The sequence below is a fragment of the Amycolatopsis sp. NPDC101161 genome (assembly GCF_044768185.1).
Lineage (GTDB): Bacteria > Actinomycetota > Actinomycetes > Mycobacteriales > Pseudonocardiaceae > Amycolatopsis.
On the sequence record NZ_JBIWPI010000002.1, the window covers coordinates 965,004 to 981,735 of the forward strand.

Genomic DNA, 16,732 nt, shown 5'->3' on the forward strand with positions numbered 1-16,732 from the left:
AGGTACGCACTAGTGGTACTCATGGCGCGCTTTCACTAGTTCGAATAGTTCCTCAAGCCGATCAAAGTTGTCGGGAAGCACGCGCTTGAGCGCGTTGCGGACCCTGCGCTCCTTAAGCGGGTTGCCCACCCACGAGTCGGGCCTCGTGTTCCTCACGATAGCGTCGATAGCGATCGGCAGCTCCGCGTCGGAGGCAAAGAAGTCAACCAGGGCGCGCCTCGCGCCATCGTTGGCCCAGTCGGGATACTTAGTATCCGACTCCTTCGCACCGAGCTTTTTCGCAGCTTCGAGAAGCCTCGCGAGGTACGCCTCGTACTCAAGGGCGCCCGCGCGCCGTTCCTCGATTATTGCGTCCAGCAACTCTGACATCTTGTCGTAGTACTTCGGGTTCATCGCACGCTCGTCGACGATGACCCTACGCATGTTGTTAGTGATCGTTTCGGCGACGGCTTCGGGATCCCGCTTGATCCCATCGGGGAGCTTGTCAATCGCGCCGGCACCCATCTGCACGATGAGTTCAATGAGGCCGGTGTCCTCAAAGTTCGATACGACCTCGGAGGCTCCCGCCTGAATATAAGTGTCAAGCAAGAAGCGCATGCCGGCCTCGTACTGCTTGAAGTCGACATTTTCCTTCGCGCCGATCTTAACTTCGTCTCGCACGGCGGCGTAATGGGAGATTTCAGCCTTGATCGCCAGCTCCTCCTCAGAGGTGTACCCTGCGACGGTCATCTCGTTGGCCAGGTTGCCATAGGCGCGAGCTACGGCCGACACGGCCTTGTACAACTGTACTCGCTTGAGCTCATTGGCCTTGATCTGCTCCGCGTTACCCGGTTCGGCAGCAACGAAGTACAATTGATACTGCCGCGTTCCCCTCGGTGGGGCGACCGGCTCACAGATCGCACGGATACGCTCTAGCGCGTCGTCGAGATCTTCCTTCGCCTTCTCGAAACGATCAGCTAAGAGACCCTCGACATCTTTCTTATCGAAACCCTCGAGAGGACCAGAAGTGTAGTTCTTGATCGCTGATTCCAGCGAGTTGAAGAGGTCCTGGTAATCGACGATGTAGCCATAGTCCTTATCCTCACCATCGAGTCGATTGACACGGCAGATTGCCTGAAACAGGCCGTGATCCTGCATCCTCTTGTCGATGTAGAGGTAAGTCGCGCTTGGCGCGTCGAAGCCAGTCAGCAGCTTGTCGACCACAATGAGTAGTCGCATCTGGCCAGGTTCATTGATGAACTTTTCCTTAACCTCTTTCTCGAACTGATCAACCTTCTTCATGGCGTCGTCTTCAGATTCACCAAAGTGATCAGCGAGCATCTTGCGGTAGATATGATACTGGCGAATCTTCTCTGTGTTGCCTTCGCCAGAGTCTTCTTTGGAGATGTCTCCAGGACTTGGTTCGTAGCTAGTGATAATTGCACATTTGCCCTGAAAGCCAGCATTGCAGAACAGCTCGTAGAACTTGCAAGCCTGGTAAATACTACCACCCACGAGCAGCGCGTTGCCTCGCCCATCCATCAGGCGAGGCCTGGTCTCCATATCCAGCAAAATGTCCTGGACGATCTGCTTGGCGCGAGGCTCAGAGGAAACGACCTTTCGCATCGTTCCCCAACGCTTCTTTAGCTCGGCCTTGGACAGGTCCGTCATATCCCTCGTCTTGGCCTCGAACCACCTGTCCACCTGCTCAGGCGAGGTCAGATTCTGGTCTATGTTGCGGGCCTCGTAGCGCAAGTCGACCACGACGCCGTCTCGGACTGCCTCATCGAACTTGTAGGTGTGAATGAACGTACCGAACTGGCCGATGGTGGCAGATTTATCGTCTTTGAGCAGCGGTGTTCCGGTGAAGCCGATGAACATCGCGTTGGGCAGTAGCTCCTTCATCGCCTTGTGCATCAGGCCAGACTGCGTGCGATGTGCCTCATCGACGAAGACGAACAGGTTTCCCTTGGCCTTGAAGTCCTTGGGGATCTTGGCGTTGAGCTCCTTGATGAAGTCCGCTCCGGCCTCATCACGAGCCGAGTCCTCAGTAGATCCGCGGAACTTATGCACCAAAGAGCAGATGAGCCACTCGGCAGACTTGTTCAGGGTATCGATCAGATCGATACCGTTACTGCTGCGATAGATCTGCTCGCCGACGCCCTTAAAGACTTTTTCGATCTGCTCGTCCAGATCAATCCGGTCGGTGATCAGCAAGACCCGCGGGTCGGTGCCAACCTGAGACTCCCGTATCCACTTAGCCAGCCAGACCATCGTGAGAGACTTGCCGGCGCCCTGGGTGTGCCAGAGAATGCCGCCCTCACGCCGGGCAATCCGCACCTGCGCAGCCTTGACCCCGAAGTACTGGTTTGGCCGGCAGGTCTTCTTGACACCCGCGTCGAAGACGATGAAGTCATGAACGATCTCGAGCAGCCGATGCTTCGCGCACACCTGCGCGAGTCCTAGGTCGAGAGGCTCCTCGACGCCAGCGGAGTCACGCTCGATTTCCGCACGCGTGACTGGGTCGATGTCGGAGGTCAGCCGCCAGTTCAACCAGTACTTCTCCGGCGTGTCGATTACGCCGTAATGTAGGCCTTCGACATCATTTCCGGCCATAACCAGCTGAACTGTGGAAAAGAACGAGCGGATGAACTCGGGCCTCTGATTCCCGATTGTCTGGCGGATGCCCTCGCTCGCGGCCACCCGCGACCGCTTAAGCTCGAGCGTGACAAGCGCCAGACCGTTGACGTAGAGCACGATGTCGGGCCGCTTCGCGTGCTGCCCGAAAACCGTCACTTCTTCAACCGCTGCAAAGTGATTCGCTTGCGGGTCGCGCCAGTCGATGAGCCAGACCGTCTGGTGGTGCTCGCCCGCCCCGGGCTTCACTTTCACGCCGTAGCGCAACAGTTCATAGACCTCGCGGTTGGCCTCATAAAGACCGCGGCCGCCGCCAACCGCAGCGGCCTTCTTGAGCAGATCAATCGCCTTCGTGATCAGGTTGTCGTCGTAGCCGCGGGTCTTAAGGTTCTGTGTCAGGAGATCGATCTCGATATTCGAGTTGCCCTTACGATGCTCCCAGTTTCCCAGATAGTCGTAGCGGAGCCGCTCTTGAAAGAGCTTGATTACACGCTCCTGTGTCCTACGCTCCGCCTGTCCAACGTCACTCATAAAGCAGGCTCCTGAACAGAGAGACGAGTACGTCCGCTGAGCAGTTCTTGTGACATGCCCTGTTTGATCGCCCGTGCCTTCGCGATTGCCTGCAAGACATTCTCGACATCTCGATCGATTGCGTCGACCGCTGTGACGATACCGCTTTGGACACTCTCGTCTGGAACCCAGATCGACAGTCGCTGGAGCAGTTGTGTGTCGAGCACACCAGTTCCGCTCCCAGCGGACGACACCAGATCGAGCACTTGAGCACTCCGAGCCTGCAGCGCATACATTAAGTACTCCGGCAAGATCCCAGGCTTAGGGATTAACGCCTTCACATCTTGGTTAAAGCTAACTGGACGCGTTGCCATCCCAATCCGGGTCTCGCGATGCAGAGCCATGCCGCGTACTAAGATGAGGGTCGCACCGGCAGGAGCAATCTTGCTTCCTGCGCGCAGCCCAGCCTCAGTGAGATGCTGATCCGAGGTGTAAACTCGAGAGTGCTTGAGAGTTGCAGCGCTTATCCAGGGGATCGTTCCACCCCAGTAGGTAGCATTATTCCGATCAGGAGTTCCCCCCGATAGCCAGGTTGTAATTGCGCCTAGCTGGATCTCGTCTCCAGGCCCCAGTGAGCCCTCGAAAAAAGCGTGGCCCATCAGAAGCTGCTGCAGCATGGCTTGCTTGATCGCCTGCTTCTTAGCGATCAAACGTTCAAGAATTCTAATATGAGTAGAGATGTCATCTAGCACACCTGATATAGCTCGCTGCTCAGGAATATCCGGCAGCATAACGGTCACTGACTTCAAGTCGCGCTGACCAACGTTTGCACGAATACCACCTTGACCACTAGATGTGATCTGGCGGCGCACAGCGGGGGCGCGAAGCGCATACTTTGCATATTCGACGCACAGATTGCTCGTAACAGGACGGCCTCGGAAGACAAAGCCACCAAAGACGACTGGCGCATCCCCCAAATATACGGAAGCCAGCCCGACCTCGTCTTGCGTCTCCGATGTACGATTAAACAGGACATCACCCCGCCGAACCTCGTAGCGAGCCTTCGCTTTTGGCGGAAGAGTGACTAGACCCGAGATATCAGACTCCCGCAGCGACTCATTCTCGATAACTTCGAGAACATTAATGAACGGAGTCCCGGATCCGTAGGAAGACTTGCCAGCATTAATGCCGTTGCTGAGCTTAAACAGATCGCCTAGCTGAAATTCCTTCCAACCAGTTGGCAACGCTGAAGAGTTCATGGTTTGACCCCCATCGCAGCCAAGTGCCTCCTAACTTTCCGACCTGTCTTCGCCATGTCAGTTTCAAGCGCGCCAACAGTGTTGACGTAGCGATCACCGAGCTCTTGAATTCGCGCGACCAGTGCCAGCGTGAGCGAGTTAACTTCGCCCGAAATGCGCTTAGCGACAGTGCCGTACCACTTGTCGTCTAGCACGAGAACCTTGGTCTCATCCTCGGTGAGACTCCCGTATTTATTCAGCGCGGCGGTGTTGAGAGCCACTTGGGCATCCTTGACGGCCCTCTTCGCCACGGCCTCAGTGTTATAGAGCCTGATCAACCGCTGAAGCGCCTCAACCTCGTCGCGATCCAGACCTTCGTACCTGGCAGCCTGAAGCCGACCTGTCGCCAGAACCTTGTTGAGCTTGCCGTCATACATGGCTTCAGCCAGCAAGCCGTCCTCGACGGCGTGCTGCTCGACATACTCCTCAACGGCGCGGCTAGCTTCCTCAGCCGTGGCCACAAGTTCGTCGAGTTCGTCCTGCTCGTCGGCAAAATAACGAGCGACTATTAGGTCCGGCGGGATTAGGTCCATCTTGTACCTGGTAGCGCTGCGTCCAGATCCGACCGCAAGATCCGGCGTCTCGGACAGCTTGCGGTCCTTGTCGTCGATGGCCTTGCGAGGCTTGGAGGCGTCGCCCCAGCCCTCGTTCATGATCAGGAAAACGTCGTCGTGCATGACGTCATGCCAGTAGGTCATAAGTTGCTCGTAGACGTCATACTCGTCCAGCAACGGCACGGGCTTGAACCGTGCCAGGAGGTCGTCGCTGATCGTGGCGATGAGGTCGTTCGGCTGTGTGTTGGCTTCAATGCTCGCCAGGGCGTCGCGGTGGTCGTTGAACCACGTCGTGGTCAGATCGCGCGCCTCGTCGGCGAACTTCTGGAACTCGGGCGAGTCGAGGATGGCCTGCTGGACGTCGCGCACATCGATGGTCAGGTCGCTGTAGCCGGGACGGTTCGGCTTGAAGAGCTGGCTCCTGAGTTGCGGGAACGCCTCCCAGTAACCACTGAGGGCATCGAGATCTCGGTCCGGGATGCCGCCGTGTAGGTGAGCGTGCAGGTCTTGGATGTCCTCGGGCTCCGACGAGTCGATGTAGCGCGGGATGTTGAGGTTGTAGTCGTTCTTCGGGTCGGCGATCTCGCTGAGCGGCACCATGCGCGAGTACCGTTCGATTTCGGCCTGGCGAGTGAAGACATCGACGATCTTGTGGATGTCCTGGCTGCGTAGGCGGTTCTTCGGGCCATCTTTTATGAAGCCCTTCGACGCGTCGACCATGAAGACGCCGGTTCGCCCGACAGCGTTCTCCTTGTCCAACACAATGATGCAGGCCGGGATGCCGGTGCCGTAGAAAAGGTTCGGGGGCAGGCCGATGATACCCTTGATGAAACCCTGCCTGAGCAGGCGCTGTCGGATCGTCGCCTCGGCATTGCCGCGGAACAGCACGCCGTGCGGCAGGATGACAGCGGCTTTGCCCTTGCTCTTGAGCGATTTGAGGATGTGCAACAGGAAGGCGTAGTCGCCGTTCTTTTCCGGCGGCCGGCCGTACTCGAATCGGCCGAACTCGTTCTCCAAGCCGTTGCTCCACGACTTTACCGAGAACGGAGGATTGGCAACGGCGTAATCGAAGACTCGAAGTTGCGAGCCTGTAGTGAAGTACGGACTGGTGATCGTGTCGCCTTTGGCAAGTTCATGATCGTCGTAACCATGAAGGATCATGTTCATCTTCGCCAGAGCCCAGGTCGCGTTGTCCTTCTCCTGGCCGTAGATGGACAACCCGTACTTGCTTTCGTCCGCTACCTTGATCAACAGCGAACCCGAGCCACAGGTCGGGTCATATACCGTCCGCGCGTGCGGAGTATTGCGTGGGATCTGCAGAATCTTCGCCACCACCCGTGAAACCTCGGCCGGCGTATAGAACTGTCCCTTGCTCTTACCCGAGTCGGTGGCGAAGTGCCGCATCAGGTACTCGTAGGCGTCGCCGAGCAGGTCATCGCCCTCGGCGCGGGAGCCGCGAAAGTCCAGATCGTTGAAGATCGCGACCAGCTTAGAGAGCCGGTCCTGCATCTCCTTCCCTTTACCGAGCTTCTCCTCGTCGTCGAAGTCGGCCAAGTCGATCACGTTGCGCAGGCCATTGGCGTCGGCAAGTGCGCCGATGATCGTGTTGAGTCGTTCGCCGATCTCCTTGTCGCCCTTGGCTGCCAGCATGTCGTCGAACGAGCCACCCTTAGGAACGACGATCAGGTTGTCGGGGTCGGCCTTGGCCTTGTCCGACACGTACTTCACGAACAGCAATGTGAGGATGTAGTCCTTGTACTGGCTGGCATCCATACCACCGCGCAGCTCATCGCAGCTGCGCCAAAGGGAGCTGTAGAGGTCAGACTTCTTGAGGGCCACAGCTACGCCACCGCCTTCGAGCCGGCCGACGCCAACCGACTGAGTCCTGCGGTCTGCTTGAGGTCAAGTGACCTAGCCATCTTAGCCGTCCGTCCTTCGCTCACTGAGTAGCACCAGCTTGTCACCTAGTGTGACTCCCTGTCGGTGTCGGTTCACGATAGTCGGCCCCACCGACAGTCTGAGGCGGGCTCCTTCGGCGCGTCGGGGGCCAACCGAGGAGAAAGGGCCCATGAGCTGGGGTTTCGCGGCAACTCACGAGCAGCGCACGCGTAGCTTGGATGGCACTACCCCAGCCGCCGAACCGTCCAGGCAGCGTCCTTTAGAGCTCCTTGATCGAGTCGAGGGCGTACGGGATGCCAGCGAACCGGCACGGCGTGACCACAACTCCACGCCCCACGTCCAACACGGAGCAGGCCACCTGGCAGTGCTGGCGGCTGTCTAGCTGTTGCGGTGCCGACCTGTAAGCGGCGCCCCACCTGACCAGCTCACTGTTGACAGAAACAGCCGAGCTCGTGGCTGCTGCTGACTCGAGACCACCGTGCCGGCGACTGCAACGACGAGACTGCCCAGATAGAGTTGGCTGGCGGCGATGGCGACGAGGGGAGCGGTGCATGAGCAAGGCGCACGCTAGGTATGTGAGGAAGGCGATCGAGAGCCGGTTCTTAGACCTCATCGATCTCTCGGACCAGACCAACCCATCGCCAGACGCACGTCACCAGGCATTTCTCAGCAGGGGCCTTGCGGCCCTGGCCCGTCAGCTGATGAGCCCATGTACTGACGTCATCGCGGCGCAGTCGGTCGTCGACGGCCGAGGAGACTGGGGAATCGATGCGGTCGCCGTCGACCCGCCCTCTCCGCAGTCGCACATTTGGCTCATCCAAGCGAAGTGGAGCGACGACCTCAAGGGCAAGTTTGGCATGGACGAGGTCAACCGGATGATCGACGGCCTCGACTATATCGTCGACCTGAAATTTGATGAATTCAACAACCGATTTAGGCGACACGTTTCTCGGCTCGAAGAAGCACTCGACAACGCCAGCCCAAAGATCACCCTCGTCTTAGCTTTAATGCGCGTCGAACCTTTGAACCCTGACATAGAGCAACTACTTAGGACAAAGATATCAAATTTCAACCAAGTCGAGGAGATGGTAAACTACAAAATCCTGGATCTTCGCGATTTTCACAGAGCACTTCTTGGCGACGCTGCCGCTCCGAAGATCGATACCCGCGTGCAACTCCAAGGATTCGGCCAAGAGACCAACCCTGCCCGGGCCTTCTATGGCACGATGACGGCACCTGACGTCGCCGACTTGTTTAGCGAGCACCGACGCGGGCTGTTCGCTCGAAATATCCGCGACGTACTCGACCTAACCGACGTTAACGTAAAAATCAGGAATACCTTGCTTGAGCAACCGGAGCACTTCTGGTACTTCAGCAACGGCATTACAGTTCTATGTGAATCCATCAGACCCATCGGCAGGAGCCTGCCCGGCACCGTGGGTGATTTCGCCCTCTCTGGCGCAAGTGTCGTAAATGGCGCACAAACCGTAAGCGCGATCCACAGGGCTTTCAGCGAAAACCCTGACCAAGCGCAGCACGGACGCGTTCTAGTGAGGTTGATCTCACTAGAGAGTTGTCCACCCGGATTCGGGGACCAGGTTACTACCAACACCAATACGCAGAACCCGATTGAAGATCGCGACTTCAAGTCCCTAGATGACGTCCAGACAACGCTTCGAGATGAATTTGCCCTAGCTCTGGGCTTGAGTTATGTAATTCGACGCGGAGAACAAGTCCCCGACCCGGAGCACGGCTGCTCTATAACCGAAGCAGCGGAGGCGTTGGCCGCTACCCACGACAAGCCAGAGTATGCGGCACTAGCCAAGCGCGATCAGTCTGCACTCTGGCAGGACGAGGCTTACCACGAGCTGTTTGGCGCCGCACCTAACGTTCACAGAGTTTGGAGAAGCATCCAGCTACTGCGCGCTGTCCGCAACGAGCTCGCCCTGCTACGTGACTCGTCGGTGTCGCGATCCGCGGCGATGGCAGTGTATGGCGACTTGCTGATAACACACGTCGTCTACCAGCGACTCGATAACAGCGAAATCGAAGACCCTGTCAGTAAGTGGAACCAGCAGCTCGGTCAAGTCCCCAAGCTCGTTGAAGACGCCATGGAATGGTCACTTCAGTCTATAAACCGGGAGTTCGGCCCAAAGAGTCACATCATCGCCGCAGTTCGCAATACGGAACGTATACGCCGAGTGGTACGCAGCGCGGTTGATGGCATGTCACCTGACTCTTCACTCGCAACCGGAGGCCGCAAGCGTGCACCACGCGTTCGTCAGGTCGAGACGGTCAAGACTCTATTGGCAGCGCAACGCATTCCGGATGGCACAGTCCTGGAGTTCCGACCGATTACGCGGACTGATCGCCGCGAGATGGCAACCTGGCTTGATGAAGATGCGGCGCGAAGCCAGGCCATTTGGCGCAATGATGATCGCGCGCAGTTGCAGTGGCAGGCAGACAAGAAGTGGTACTCGGCAACTGGCTTGGTGCGCAAGATGCGCACCATAGCGTACGGCATGGACCAGCCTGTGCAGGGCACGCTCTACTGGTACCTACCCGATGAGGGATCGCTAATCGATCTCGCCGACGCTATTCGGGCCGAGCAAGATCTAGTCTTGGAGGAGGATTCGGTAGCTAACGAGGCCTAGATCTCATTCTGGTCAGCCCCTTCGGCGAGTAGGTCCTATCGGTATTGGCGGCGCTGAGCCGCGAGGATTTCGGCGCGCACCTGTTCCGGCAGCTTGGCGAGGAATACCTCGATACGCTGGTCGCGCAGCGCGGCAGCCGCCCACGATCGACCGGCTTGGAACGGCTTGGCGGCAGCCTCGTCAGAGAAGCACAAGATCAGCCGCGGCCGCACCGGCAGCGTCGACGCGATCCAGGCGAGCTTGAAGGCATCGGCCAGAACCTTGTGTTTCTGCGCAACCTTTGGCGGTCCCTGGTGTGCCCATGCCTCGACCAGAACGGTGCGGGCGTCATCAGCCCCGTCGACCTCAACCCGTGCGCCGGTCGCCGTCACTATCCGCTGTGGGCGTAGCTCGAGCCCGAGCGTGTCGGCCACACAGGCAATCATCACGCCTTCGGCGGCTCGCTGCTCAGCGCTCGAGCCCGGCGCCACCTCAATCGGGCTGTTAGCAGGTCCGTGCGAGGCCGGTAAGCCGCCGGCGGGAGCGTCTACCTGCGGTCCCTTCAGGACGTTGACAAGTTTGCCGGCGTCGCCGATATATCGCTGAAGCAGTCCATCGGCGGCGAGCCGTCGACAGATCTGGTTGATCGTCTGCCGCTGGGCGACATCAAGACGCTGAGCGAGCTCATCGTCATCCCACGGCCGTCCGCTGGTCCGAAGGGTCTCGAGGACGCGTTCCGCGATCGTCCTTCCGTTCGTCTCGGTCATGTCGACTCCGCCGCGGTTGCGACACCGGCCCCAACGACCGGCTTGACGGTTTTCACCATCGCTCGAAGCCGGCCATCGAACTCACTATGCAAGCTGCGCGCCCGCTCGGCGCTCCAGCGAGCAGCGTTCGTTCGGGCTTGCGCATCGCTGTCCTCCAGGACGAACCCCTCAAGGTAGGTCGAAATCCGACTGCCGCGCTTCTCACTGATGCGATCCCAGGTCAGCTTGAACCCGAGCCGCTCGTGTATCGAGTCGGCCTCAGCCTCAAGCTGGTCGAAGATCTCCTTCGTGGACGCCTGCTCGCCGGAATCGAGGTAGAGGTCGACGCGATAGCCAGCCTTGCTGAAGGAGAATGCGTAGTAGCCGAACGGACCCGACGCGAACGAACTCCAGTTACTTACCTGCGGTCGCGGTGTCTTGATGACCGGGTAGATGCTGGCCAGAACATCGAAAGCTTCCTCGAAGAAAGCAGCCCGCGCCTGGTTGATCTCGGGGACTGGCGAGGCCTTCGATGCCTGCTTGGCGGCCTTGCTCCAGTTGTTCGGCTCCACGACGACGTCGAGCACAGGCGCCTTCGCCGAGCCACCGATCTGGACAACGCTCAACTCGATCCCGAAGACGCGGACGTCACTGTCCGTACGCTCGTTGATCCAGGTCAGCGCGCTGCGGTGTTCGTCCCGCAGCCTCGTGGTGATCCAGACAGCCGTCGACGCCTCAAGCCCGCTGGCGTAGACGAGCAGCTGGCCGAGATGCATGTGGTTGCTCGGCTCGAGTTGGTTCTCGATGATGACCGTCTTACCGTCCGGGTCAGTTGCGTGGATGTCCAGCCGGAAGTCGCCGACCAGGACCTCGTGGGCAACGACCGTCAAGGGCAAGCCGATCGCGTCGCTGAGCACGTCGATGTTCTCGGCGAGCCAGGGGGTGAAGTCGACCGCTTCGTGCTTCCAGATCTCCCGCGGGTTCGCGAGCCGTTCTAGGCGGCCGAGACCGTACGCGTCCATACCCATCGCTCACAGCTAACATGCCCAGGCCGTCGGCGCTACGTTCGGCAAGGAGTTTCCAAGGTGCTCGTCGGCCACGTTGAGTACTGACGTCTACCTCGCGCCACACTGTCTCCATGTCGAAGTCCGCTCTCGAGGTCGTCAAGGGGTTCGCTGACTGGTCGCCGTGGGTACCGTTCACCGCTGCTCGCGAGACGGCGCCTCGTCTACCCGGCGTCTACCTCGCTCGCGAAGGTGTGGCCGGCGACCTCGTCTATGTGGGAATGGCCGGCGAGCGGAGCGGTACCGGCATCCGCGGACGGCTGGCCCGATACGCCAGCGGTAAGGCGATCGCCAGTGGACTCGGCGAAGCCGCCTTCGACCGCGCTCTCGCGGATCCGGGATGGCTCCGCGCACGCCTTGCCGAGGCCGAGGGCGACCAGTCGAAACGGGCGACGCAGTGGGGGCGGCTGTCGTTCGAACGGGCTGACCTGCACATCTGCTGGTCAACCACAGACAGCGCAGCCTCTGCAGCCGCCCTGGAAGCTGGAGTCCTCGCTGCGCTACGTGAACACGATAGCCTGTGGAACCGCAGGTGAGGGGCCGCTTAGCGCAGAGATCACTCCGCTCGCCGTCACTCTCTGGAGTCGATCTTCTAGTCATGTAAGTCTTGCCCCGGGTGGGCTGCCATGAGGAGGCGGCGGCGAGGAGGAGGGCCTAGTGACATCGCTGGAAGAAAAGCTGGCCAGGTACGCGAAGCCCTCGAGCAACAATGAGAAGGAGAAGCAAGACCGCGCCGAACGCATGGTGCGAAACGCAGTCAAGCAATGGGCCAACGAGCAAAACGTTAGCGTCAGGTACCTACCAAAAGGTTCGTACGCAAACAACACCAATGTGCGACTTGATAGCGATGTTGATATCGCAGTGATACACAAGGGGTTTCACTATTTCGACGACAGCGCCCTACGCCCAGAGCATCGACACTCGGAACGAAGCGCAAAGGGCAACTACCTCAAGGGAACCGAGTTTCGAAGGAGTCTTGGCGCATCGCTCGAAGCGCGCTTTGGCAAAGCTTGCGACAACTCAGGAAAGACGGCAATCGAACTCGCCGAGAATACAGGACGAGTTAAGGCGGACATAGTCCCATCGTTTGCTTTTCACAAGTATGAATACAACTTGTTCGGCATGGTCGCTTACCACGAAGGAACAAAAGTCTTTCGCCTAGACGGAACCGCCGTGATCAACTACCCCGAGCAACAACTCGCCAATGGCAAGAAAAAGAACGCAGCCACAGGAGGTCGATACAAGAAACTTGTTCGAATCCTGAAGCGCACCGAGAACGACCTATCAGAAGCGAAGGAGATCGACCCTCTGCCCAGCTATTTCATGGAATGCCTCATGTACATCGTCCCCAACGATCGATTTGGACACATCAGCTTCAACCCCCTCACTCTCGACCTCGTTCACGCTGCGTCGTACATACTTGGCCGCGTGAAGACAGATGCCGATACCTCGAAGTTGCGCGAACCCAATGGCATCAAAGCCTTGTTTGGCGACGGCCAACCCTGGAGCGTCAAGGACGCTCGAATGCTCGTAGAAGCAACCTTGGACCGCTACGGCCTGGTGCGAAAGTGATCAACAAGACGCAAACAAAGCTTGCCATCGGTATCGCTGCTGCAATCTGGTTCGCACTGGCAGTCTTCGCCAAGCAGCCAGTACAGACAACAGCACTCAAGACTCTTTCAATCGCCGGCACGATCGTTACAATCTTGTTCTTGCTGTACGATCGGTTCGTCTGGAAGTGGCGCCCGGTTCGAGCGGTCACCAAGAAGCCCCTTGTCGCCGGCACGTGGCGCGGCGTATTGATGTCGGACTACATACGCCCTGGCGAGAAAAGCAAGGTTCCGCCGATCCCGACCGTAATACGCTTGAAGCAAACTAACTCAACCCTTGTCGCCACACTCTTCACCAGCGAGTCAGAATCAATCTCCGAGCAAGCGCAGCTAATCAAGGAGGACGATGACCGTTGGCGACTAAGCTGGGTATACCGTAATACACCCCGACAGCAGGTGCAGGAACATAGCGAGCCACACCGAGGCGTCTGCGATCTCTATCTATCCGGCAAGGACGGAGAACGCTTGAAAGGTCGTTACTTCACAGGCCGAAAAACAACTGGAGAAATTGATCTCGCAGAGTGGAGCAAGCACAGCTACCACGACGCTGAATCAGCTCTTGCCAGCGACGACTTCAGATCTGCGAAGCCGTTCGTTTCTTGGTTTTAGCACCAGAGCCCGCCGCCGAGCCGCTGTCCAACCGAATGAAGATCGACAATCATTTTGGCAACTGGCGTCGCTGGACGTCCCACGCGGGCCCACGTAACCGCCTCGTCGTTCGTAGCGACTTACCTGTGTCGTCACAACTGGGAGGTGCCTGATGCAACGTCAGGCCACATGGCGGGCACTCGCCGCCACGTACGCCGTCATCGCCGGGATGCAGGTCTACTTGGCCATCTCGATGAACGCCGCCTGGGCGTGGGCGCTGGGAGTCGTCTTCGCACTCGCGGCGGTTGGCTCCGGCTTCGCGGCGTGGCGAGCTCGGCGCCCGCCAGCCGTCACGGATCTCCCCGAACTCGCCTCGCCGGTGATGGCTCTGGCCAGAGAAACGCGTAACACGGTCAACTTCTCCAGCGACCTCAGGTCCAGGCACTGACGCTGAGGGGAGGGGTGTCGTGCGGGTCGATGCCAGCGGACTACCTCTTGCCAGTGACTACGTGCCCCAGCACGAGCTGCTGGACCTCCATGTGCTTGGCAGCGGCCGGACAGCCGCGGTCGACGCGCTCACGCGGTACTTCAACGAGGACGCCGCCCAGCCTCGCTACACGGGCCGCTGGTTCGAACGGTTCACCGGCGGCGGCGATCGGCCGGGCATCGCCGACACCGTCACCGAAGCCGACGTCCTGGCACTCAACTTCCTGAGCATCACGGACCTGGCGAACGTCGCCATCGACACGACGATCACCTACGCAGCGGAGATCACCGAGCTACTCGAGCAGATCCCGACCGACCTGGCGATGCACGAGGCGCCGTGGACGACGTACGCGGCCGGTTCGCCGGCGAGCAGGTTGTGGTGGCTCCTTAAGCGCTGCGGCGGCAAGGACCGGTGGGTCACGGCAAACAAGTTGCTTGCCCGGAAGCGACCTCACCTGCTGCCGGTCTACGACAGCCAGGTCAAATTTGTGCTCGGCACCCCGGAGAGCGTCTGGGCCTGCTTCTGGACGTGGTTTCAGGACGACTCGCGGCGAGCCGAGGCTGTGGCGGAACTGCGCGCCGATGCCGGCGGCATTGACGACATCAGCCTGCTGCGCTGCCTCGACGTCATTCTCTGGATGCAGGCGACCGGGCGAAACTCCGAACCGCCCACGACGAACGGAGCGCAGACATGACCGCCGCCACCGGGCCCGGCAACGCCGAGCAGGTCGCCGTCTTCATCGACTTCGAGAACTTGGCAATCGGCGCCGCCAACAGCCTGCCTGACCAGGCCAATCCGGTGCCGTACGCCGCGCTCGAGCTCGTCTGCCGCGACTACGGCAACGCCTCGATCCGCCGCGCCTACGCCGACTGGGCGAAGCCGCAGTTCGGCAAGTACCAGAACGACCTCGCCATGAACGGCGTCGACCTGATCCAGATCCAGCGGTTCGGGATCCAGCAGAAGAACGCCGCCGACATCCGGATGGCCGTCGATGCCATGGAAACGCTGATCACGCACCCGGACATCGGGACGTACCTGCTGGTGGCCGGCGACGGCGACTACTCCCCGCTCGTGCAGCGGCTGCGGGAGTTCGGCAAGCACGTCGTCGGTGTCGGCACCGAGGCCTCGGCCAGCCCGCGGTTGGTCTCAGTCTGCTCCGAGTACAAGTACTGGGGCACCCTCGTCGCCGCCGTCGAGCCGAGCGCGAAGCCCACGGTAGAGAAGACGTTCGACATCAAGCATGCCGAAGAGCTGATGATCCGGGCGATTAAGCAGAGCAACACGCCGACGCCGGTCGCTGCCTGGCTCAAAGCCCGGATGCTGACTCTTGACCCGGCCTTCGACGAGCGGAACTACGGCTGCCGGAGCTTCAAGGAGTTCCTCGGCCTGCTACCCAACACCGTGGCAGTGCAGGCCAGCGACGGACCTGGTGACTTGCGCGTTCGGCTGATCGAGTCGGTTCCCGCGCCACGTGTCCAGACTTAAATTTTCTCTCCAATCTGCCGTGTTAGCGTCAACCGAACGAAAACCCGTGGCCCGGACCTCTAAACTCGTGTTTTGGAGACGCGCCGTCGCCCATATTCGTCCACCAGACCGTAGGTACTTCGGCAGCACTGTCACACGCCGTCGCCCTAGGCGGCGGCGGATCAATCTCCCCTAAATCAGCAACTGGCAGCTCCGCATCCAGATTCAAAACAGGGTCTACTGCTAAGCCGGAAGCCACATTGCCGCTTAGCGAGCCGTCTTCAACCGACGGGGGGTCATTCAAGTCCTTTTTGATGTCAGCCGCCAGGACGTCCTTCAAGAGGCCTTCTAGGGAGTCCCCCGATTTGTCACCATTGAGCGTCACATCAGCAACGCGCAGGCACTGGGCCACCTGGTGCAAATGTGGCCCCAGCACGACAGTTGCACACAGCCGGCCGACAACCTCCCCCAAGAACGGCGGCAGACCAAAGAGATCTGTCGCCAACCAGGCGAACCCTTTAGCAACAAAAGTCGGGATCTTATCAATAACGGCAGCCGTCGAGCCCAGCAGGGTCCGCTCCTGGGGAGTATCGCCGCCTACCACGACGTACGAGACAGCGTCGACGACCTTCTCGGCACTTACCTTTGCAGTGGCAGCAACCGGCCCAGAGGACAGTGAGTTCGCAACAAATTTCACACACGTTTCAGATTGCGTTCGCGGACTGCCAACTTCAAGAGGACGAACGATGTATACGGCCTCCTTGGATTGTTGCGCACACTCCTTTACCGACAGAAGATTCGAGGCTTGCGTCGAGCTGCAAGTGCCACACTTACCTTCGTTTCCAGGCTTCGCGAGGGTAACCACATGTTCACGGTTCGACCTCTTGGTCAGCAACCACATTGACGAACAGTCGATACATGCGAAGAGGTCTGAAGTTGCCCCCTCTTCATCGTCATCGTGCTGATCGTCCGTGGACCAACGAGTGTGATGCGCTTCTTCGAGCTCAGCCACGCGAGCGTTTAGTCGCCTGACCGTTTCGCCCATCAGCTCATTCCTTTGAGCTGCGCCGTCAGACAGTTGTTGATATTCACTGCACCGGCCTAAAAGGTCCTGATAGTTTGCTCGCTCGTCAGCCAGGTTCTGAGCTAGATCTGCGCGCAGCTTCCGCTCGTCGGCGAGAGTTCGGGCAAGCGTCTCGTAAGCCGTCTGCACGTCGGCCAGTGTCTGAGCGAGCGCTTGGCGCCTCATGCGCTCCCTGTCAA

General features: G+C 59.4%; 13 protein-coding genes. 7 read left to right on the forward strand and 6 right to left on the reverse strand.

What is annotated here, in order from left to right:
- Positions 1–9 precede the first annotated feature (9 nt).
- From ACIRSS_RS15715 to ACIRSS_RS15725, 3 genes are read right to left on the reverse strand one after another with little or no spacing between them, the layout of a single operon-like run.
- Positions 10–3,147 (reverse strand): type I restriction endonuclease subunit R, encoded by a 3,138-nt coding sequence (locus ACIRSS_RS15715; protein ID WP_400895173.1) that lies wholly within the window; start codon positions 3,145–3,147, stop codon positions 10–12.
- Positions 3,144–4,385 (reverse strand): restriction endonuclease subunit S, encoded by a 1,242-nt coding sequence (locus ACIRSS_RS15720; protein WP_400895175.1) that lies wholly within the window; start codon positions 4,383–4,385, stop codon positions 3,144–3,146. The genes ACIRSS_RS15715 and ACIRSS_RS15720 overlap by 4 nt, the downstream gene beginning before the upstream one ends.
- Positions 4,382–6,817: an N-6 DNA methylase gene (locus ACIRSS_RS15725; protein ID WP_400895178.1), complete on the reverse strand. Its 2,436-nt coding sequence runs from the start codon at positions 6,815–6,817 to the stop codon at positions 4,382–4,384. Before ACIRSS_RS15725 ends, ACIRSS_RS15720 begins: the two co-directional genes overlap by 4 nt.
- A 611-nt stretch (positions 6,818–7,428) precedes the next feature.
- Here ACIRSS_RS15725 and ACIRSS_RS15730 point away from each other — a divergent pair.
- Complete coding sequence (locus ACIRSS_RS15730; protein ID WP_400895181.1) at positions 7,429–9,531, forward strand: AIPR family protein; 2,103 nt, start codon at positions 7,429–7,431, stop codon at positions 9,529–9,531.
- 35 nt (positions 9,532–9,566) lie between these two features.
- Here ACIRSS_RS15730 and ACIRSS_RS15735 read toward each other — a convergent pair whose 3' ends face one another.
- Both ACIRSS_RS15735 and ACIRSS_RS15740 read right to left on the reverse strand, forming a co-directional pair.
- Positions 9,567–10,277 carry a hypothetical protein gene (locus ACIRSS_RS15735; protein ID WP_400895183.1) on the reverse strand — a complete coding sequence of 237 codons (711 nt, stop codon included), beginning with the start codon at positions 10,275–10,277 and terminating at the stop codon, positions 9,567–9,569.
- Positions 10,274–11,284 carry a DUF4268 domain-containing protein gene (locus ACIRSS_RS15740; RefSeq protein ID WP_400895186.1) on the reverse strand — a complete coding sequence of 337 codons (1,011 nt, stop codon included), beginning with the start codon at positions 11,282–11,284 and terminating at the stop codon, positions 10,274–10,276. The genes ACIRSS_RS15735 and ACIRSS_RS15740 overlap by 4 nt, the downstream gene beginning before the upstream one ends.
- 110 nt (positions 11,285–11,394) lie before the next feature.
- Between ACIRSS_RS15740 and ACIRSS_RS15745 the strand changes: the two genes are divergently transcribed.
- The 6 genes from ACIRSS_RS15745 (at position 11,395) to ACIRSS_RS15770 (ending at position 15,490) form a co-directional block, all read left to right on the forward strand.
- On the forward strand, positions 11,395–11,856 hold the full coding sequence (locus ACIRSS_RS15745; protein ID WP_400895188.1) for a hypothetical protein: 462 nt from the start codon (positions 11,395–11,397) through the stop codon (positions 11,854–11,856).
- Between the two features lie 121 nt (positions 11,857–11,977).
- Positions 11,978–12,892, forward strand: coding sequence for a hypothetical protein (locus ACIRSS_RS15750; RefSeq protein ID WP_400895191.1), 915 nt, complete (start codon positions 11,978–11,980; stop codon positions 12,890–12,892).
- Positions 12,889–13,539 (forward strand): hypothetical protein, encoded by a 651-nt coding sequence (locus ACIRSS_RS15755; protein WP_400895194.1) that lies wholly within the window; start codon positions 12,889–12,891, stop codon positions 13,537–13,539. Before ACIRSS_RS15750 ends, ACIRSS_RS15755 begins: the two co-directional genes overlap by 4 nt.
- Before the next feature lie 151 nt (positions 13,540–13,690).
- Positions 13,691–13,966, forward strand: a complete 276-nt coding sequence (locus tag ACIRSS_RS15760; RefSeq protein ID WP_400895197.1) for a hypothetical protein — start codon at positions 13,691–13,693, stop codon at positions 13,964–13,966.
- A 19-nt stretch (positions 13,967–13,985) separates the two neighbouring features.
- Positions 13,986–14,699: a DUF6308 family protein gene (locus ACIRSS_RS15765; RefSeq protein ID WP_400895199.1), complete on the forward strand. Its 714-nt coding sequence runs from the start codon at positions 13,986–13,988 to the stop codon at positions 14,697–14,699.
- A complete protein-coding gene (locus tag ACIRSS_RS15770) occupies positions 14,696–15,490 on the forward strand; it encodes an NYN domain-containing protein (protein WP_400895201.1) in 795 nt (264 codons plus the stop codon). Before ACIRSS_RS15765 ends, ACIRSS_RS15770 begins: the two co-directional genes overlap by 4 nt.
- A 28-nt stretch (positions 15,491–15,518) precedes the next feature.
- Here the strand turns inward: ACIRSS_RS15770 and ACIRSS_RS15775 are convergent, their stop codons facing one another.
- The gene (locus ACIRSS_RS15775; RefSeq protein ID WP_400895204.1) at positions 15,519–16,682 is read right to left on the reverse strand and encodes a hypothetical protein; all 1,164 of its coding nucleotides are present in this window, start codon (positions 16,680–16,682) and stop codon (positions 15,519–15,521) included.
- Between the last annotated feature and the right edge of the window lie 50 nt (positions 16,683–16,732).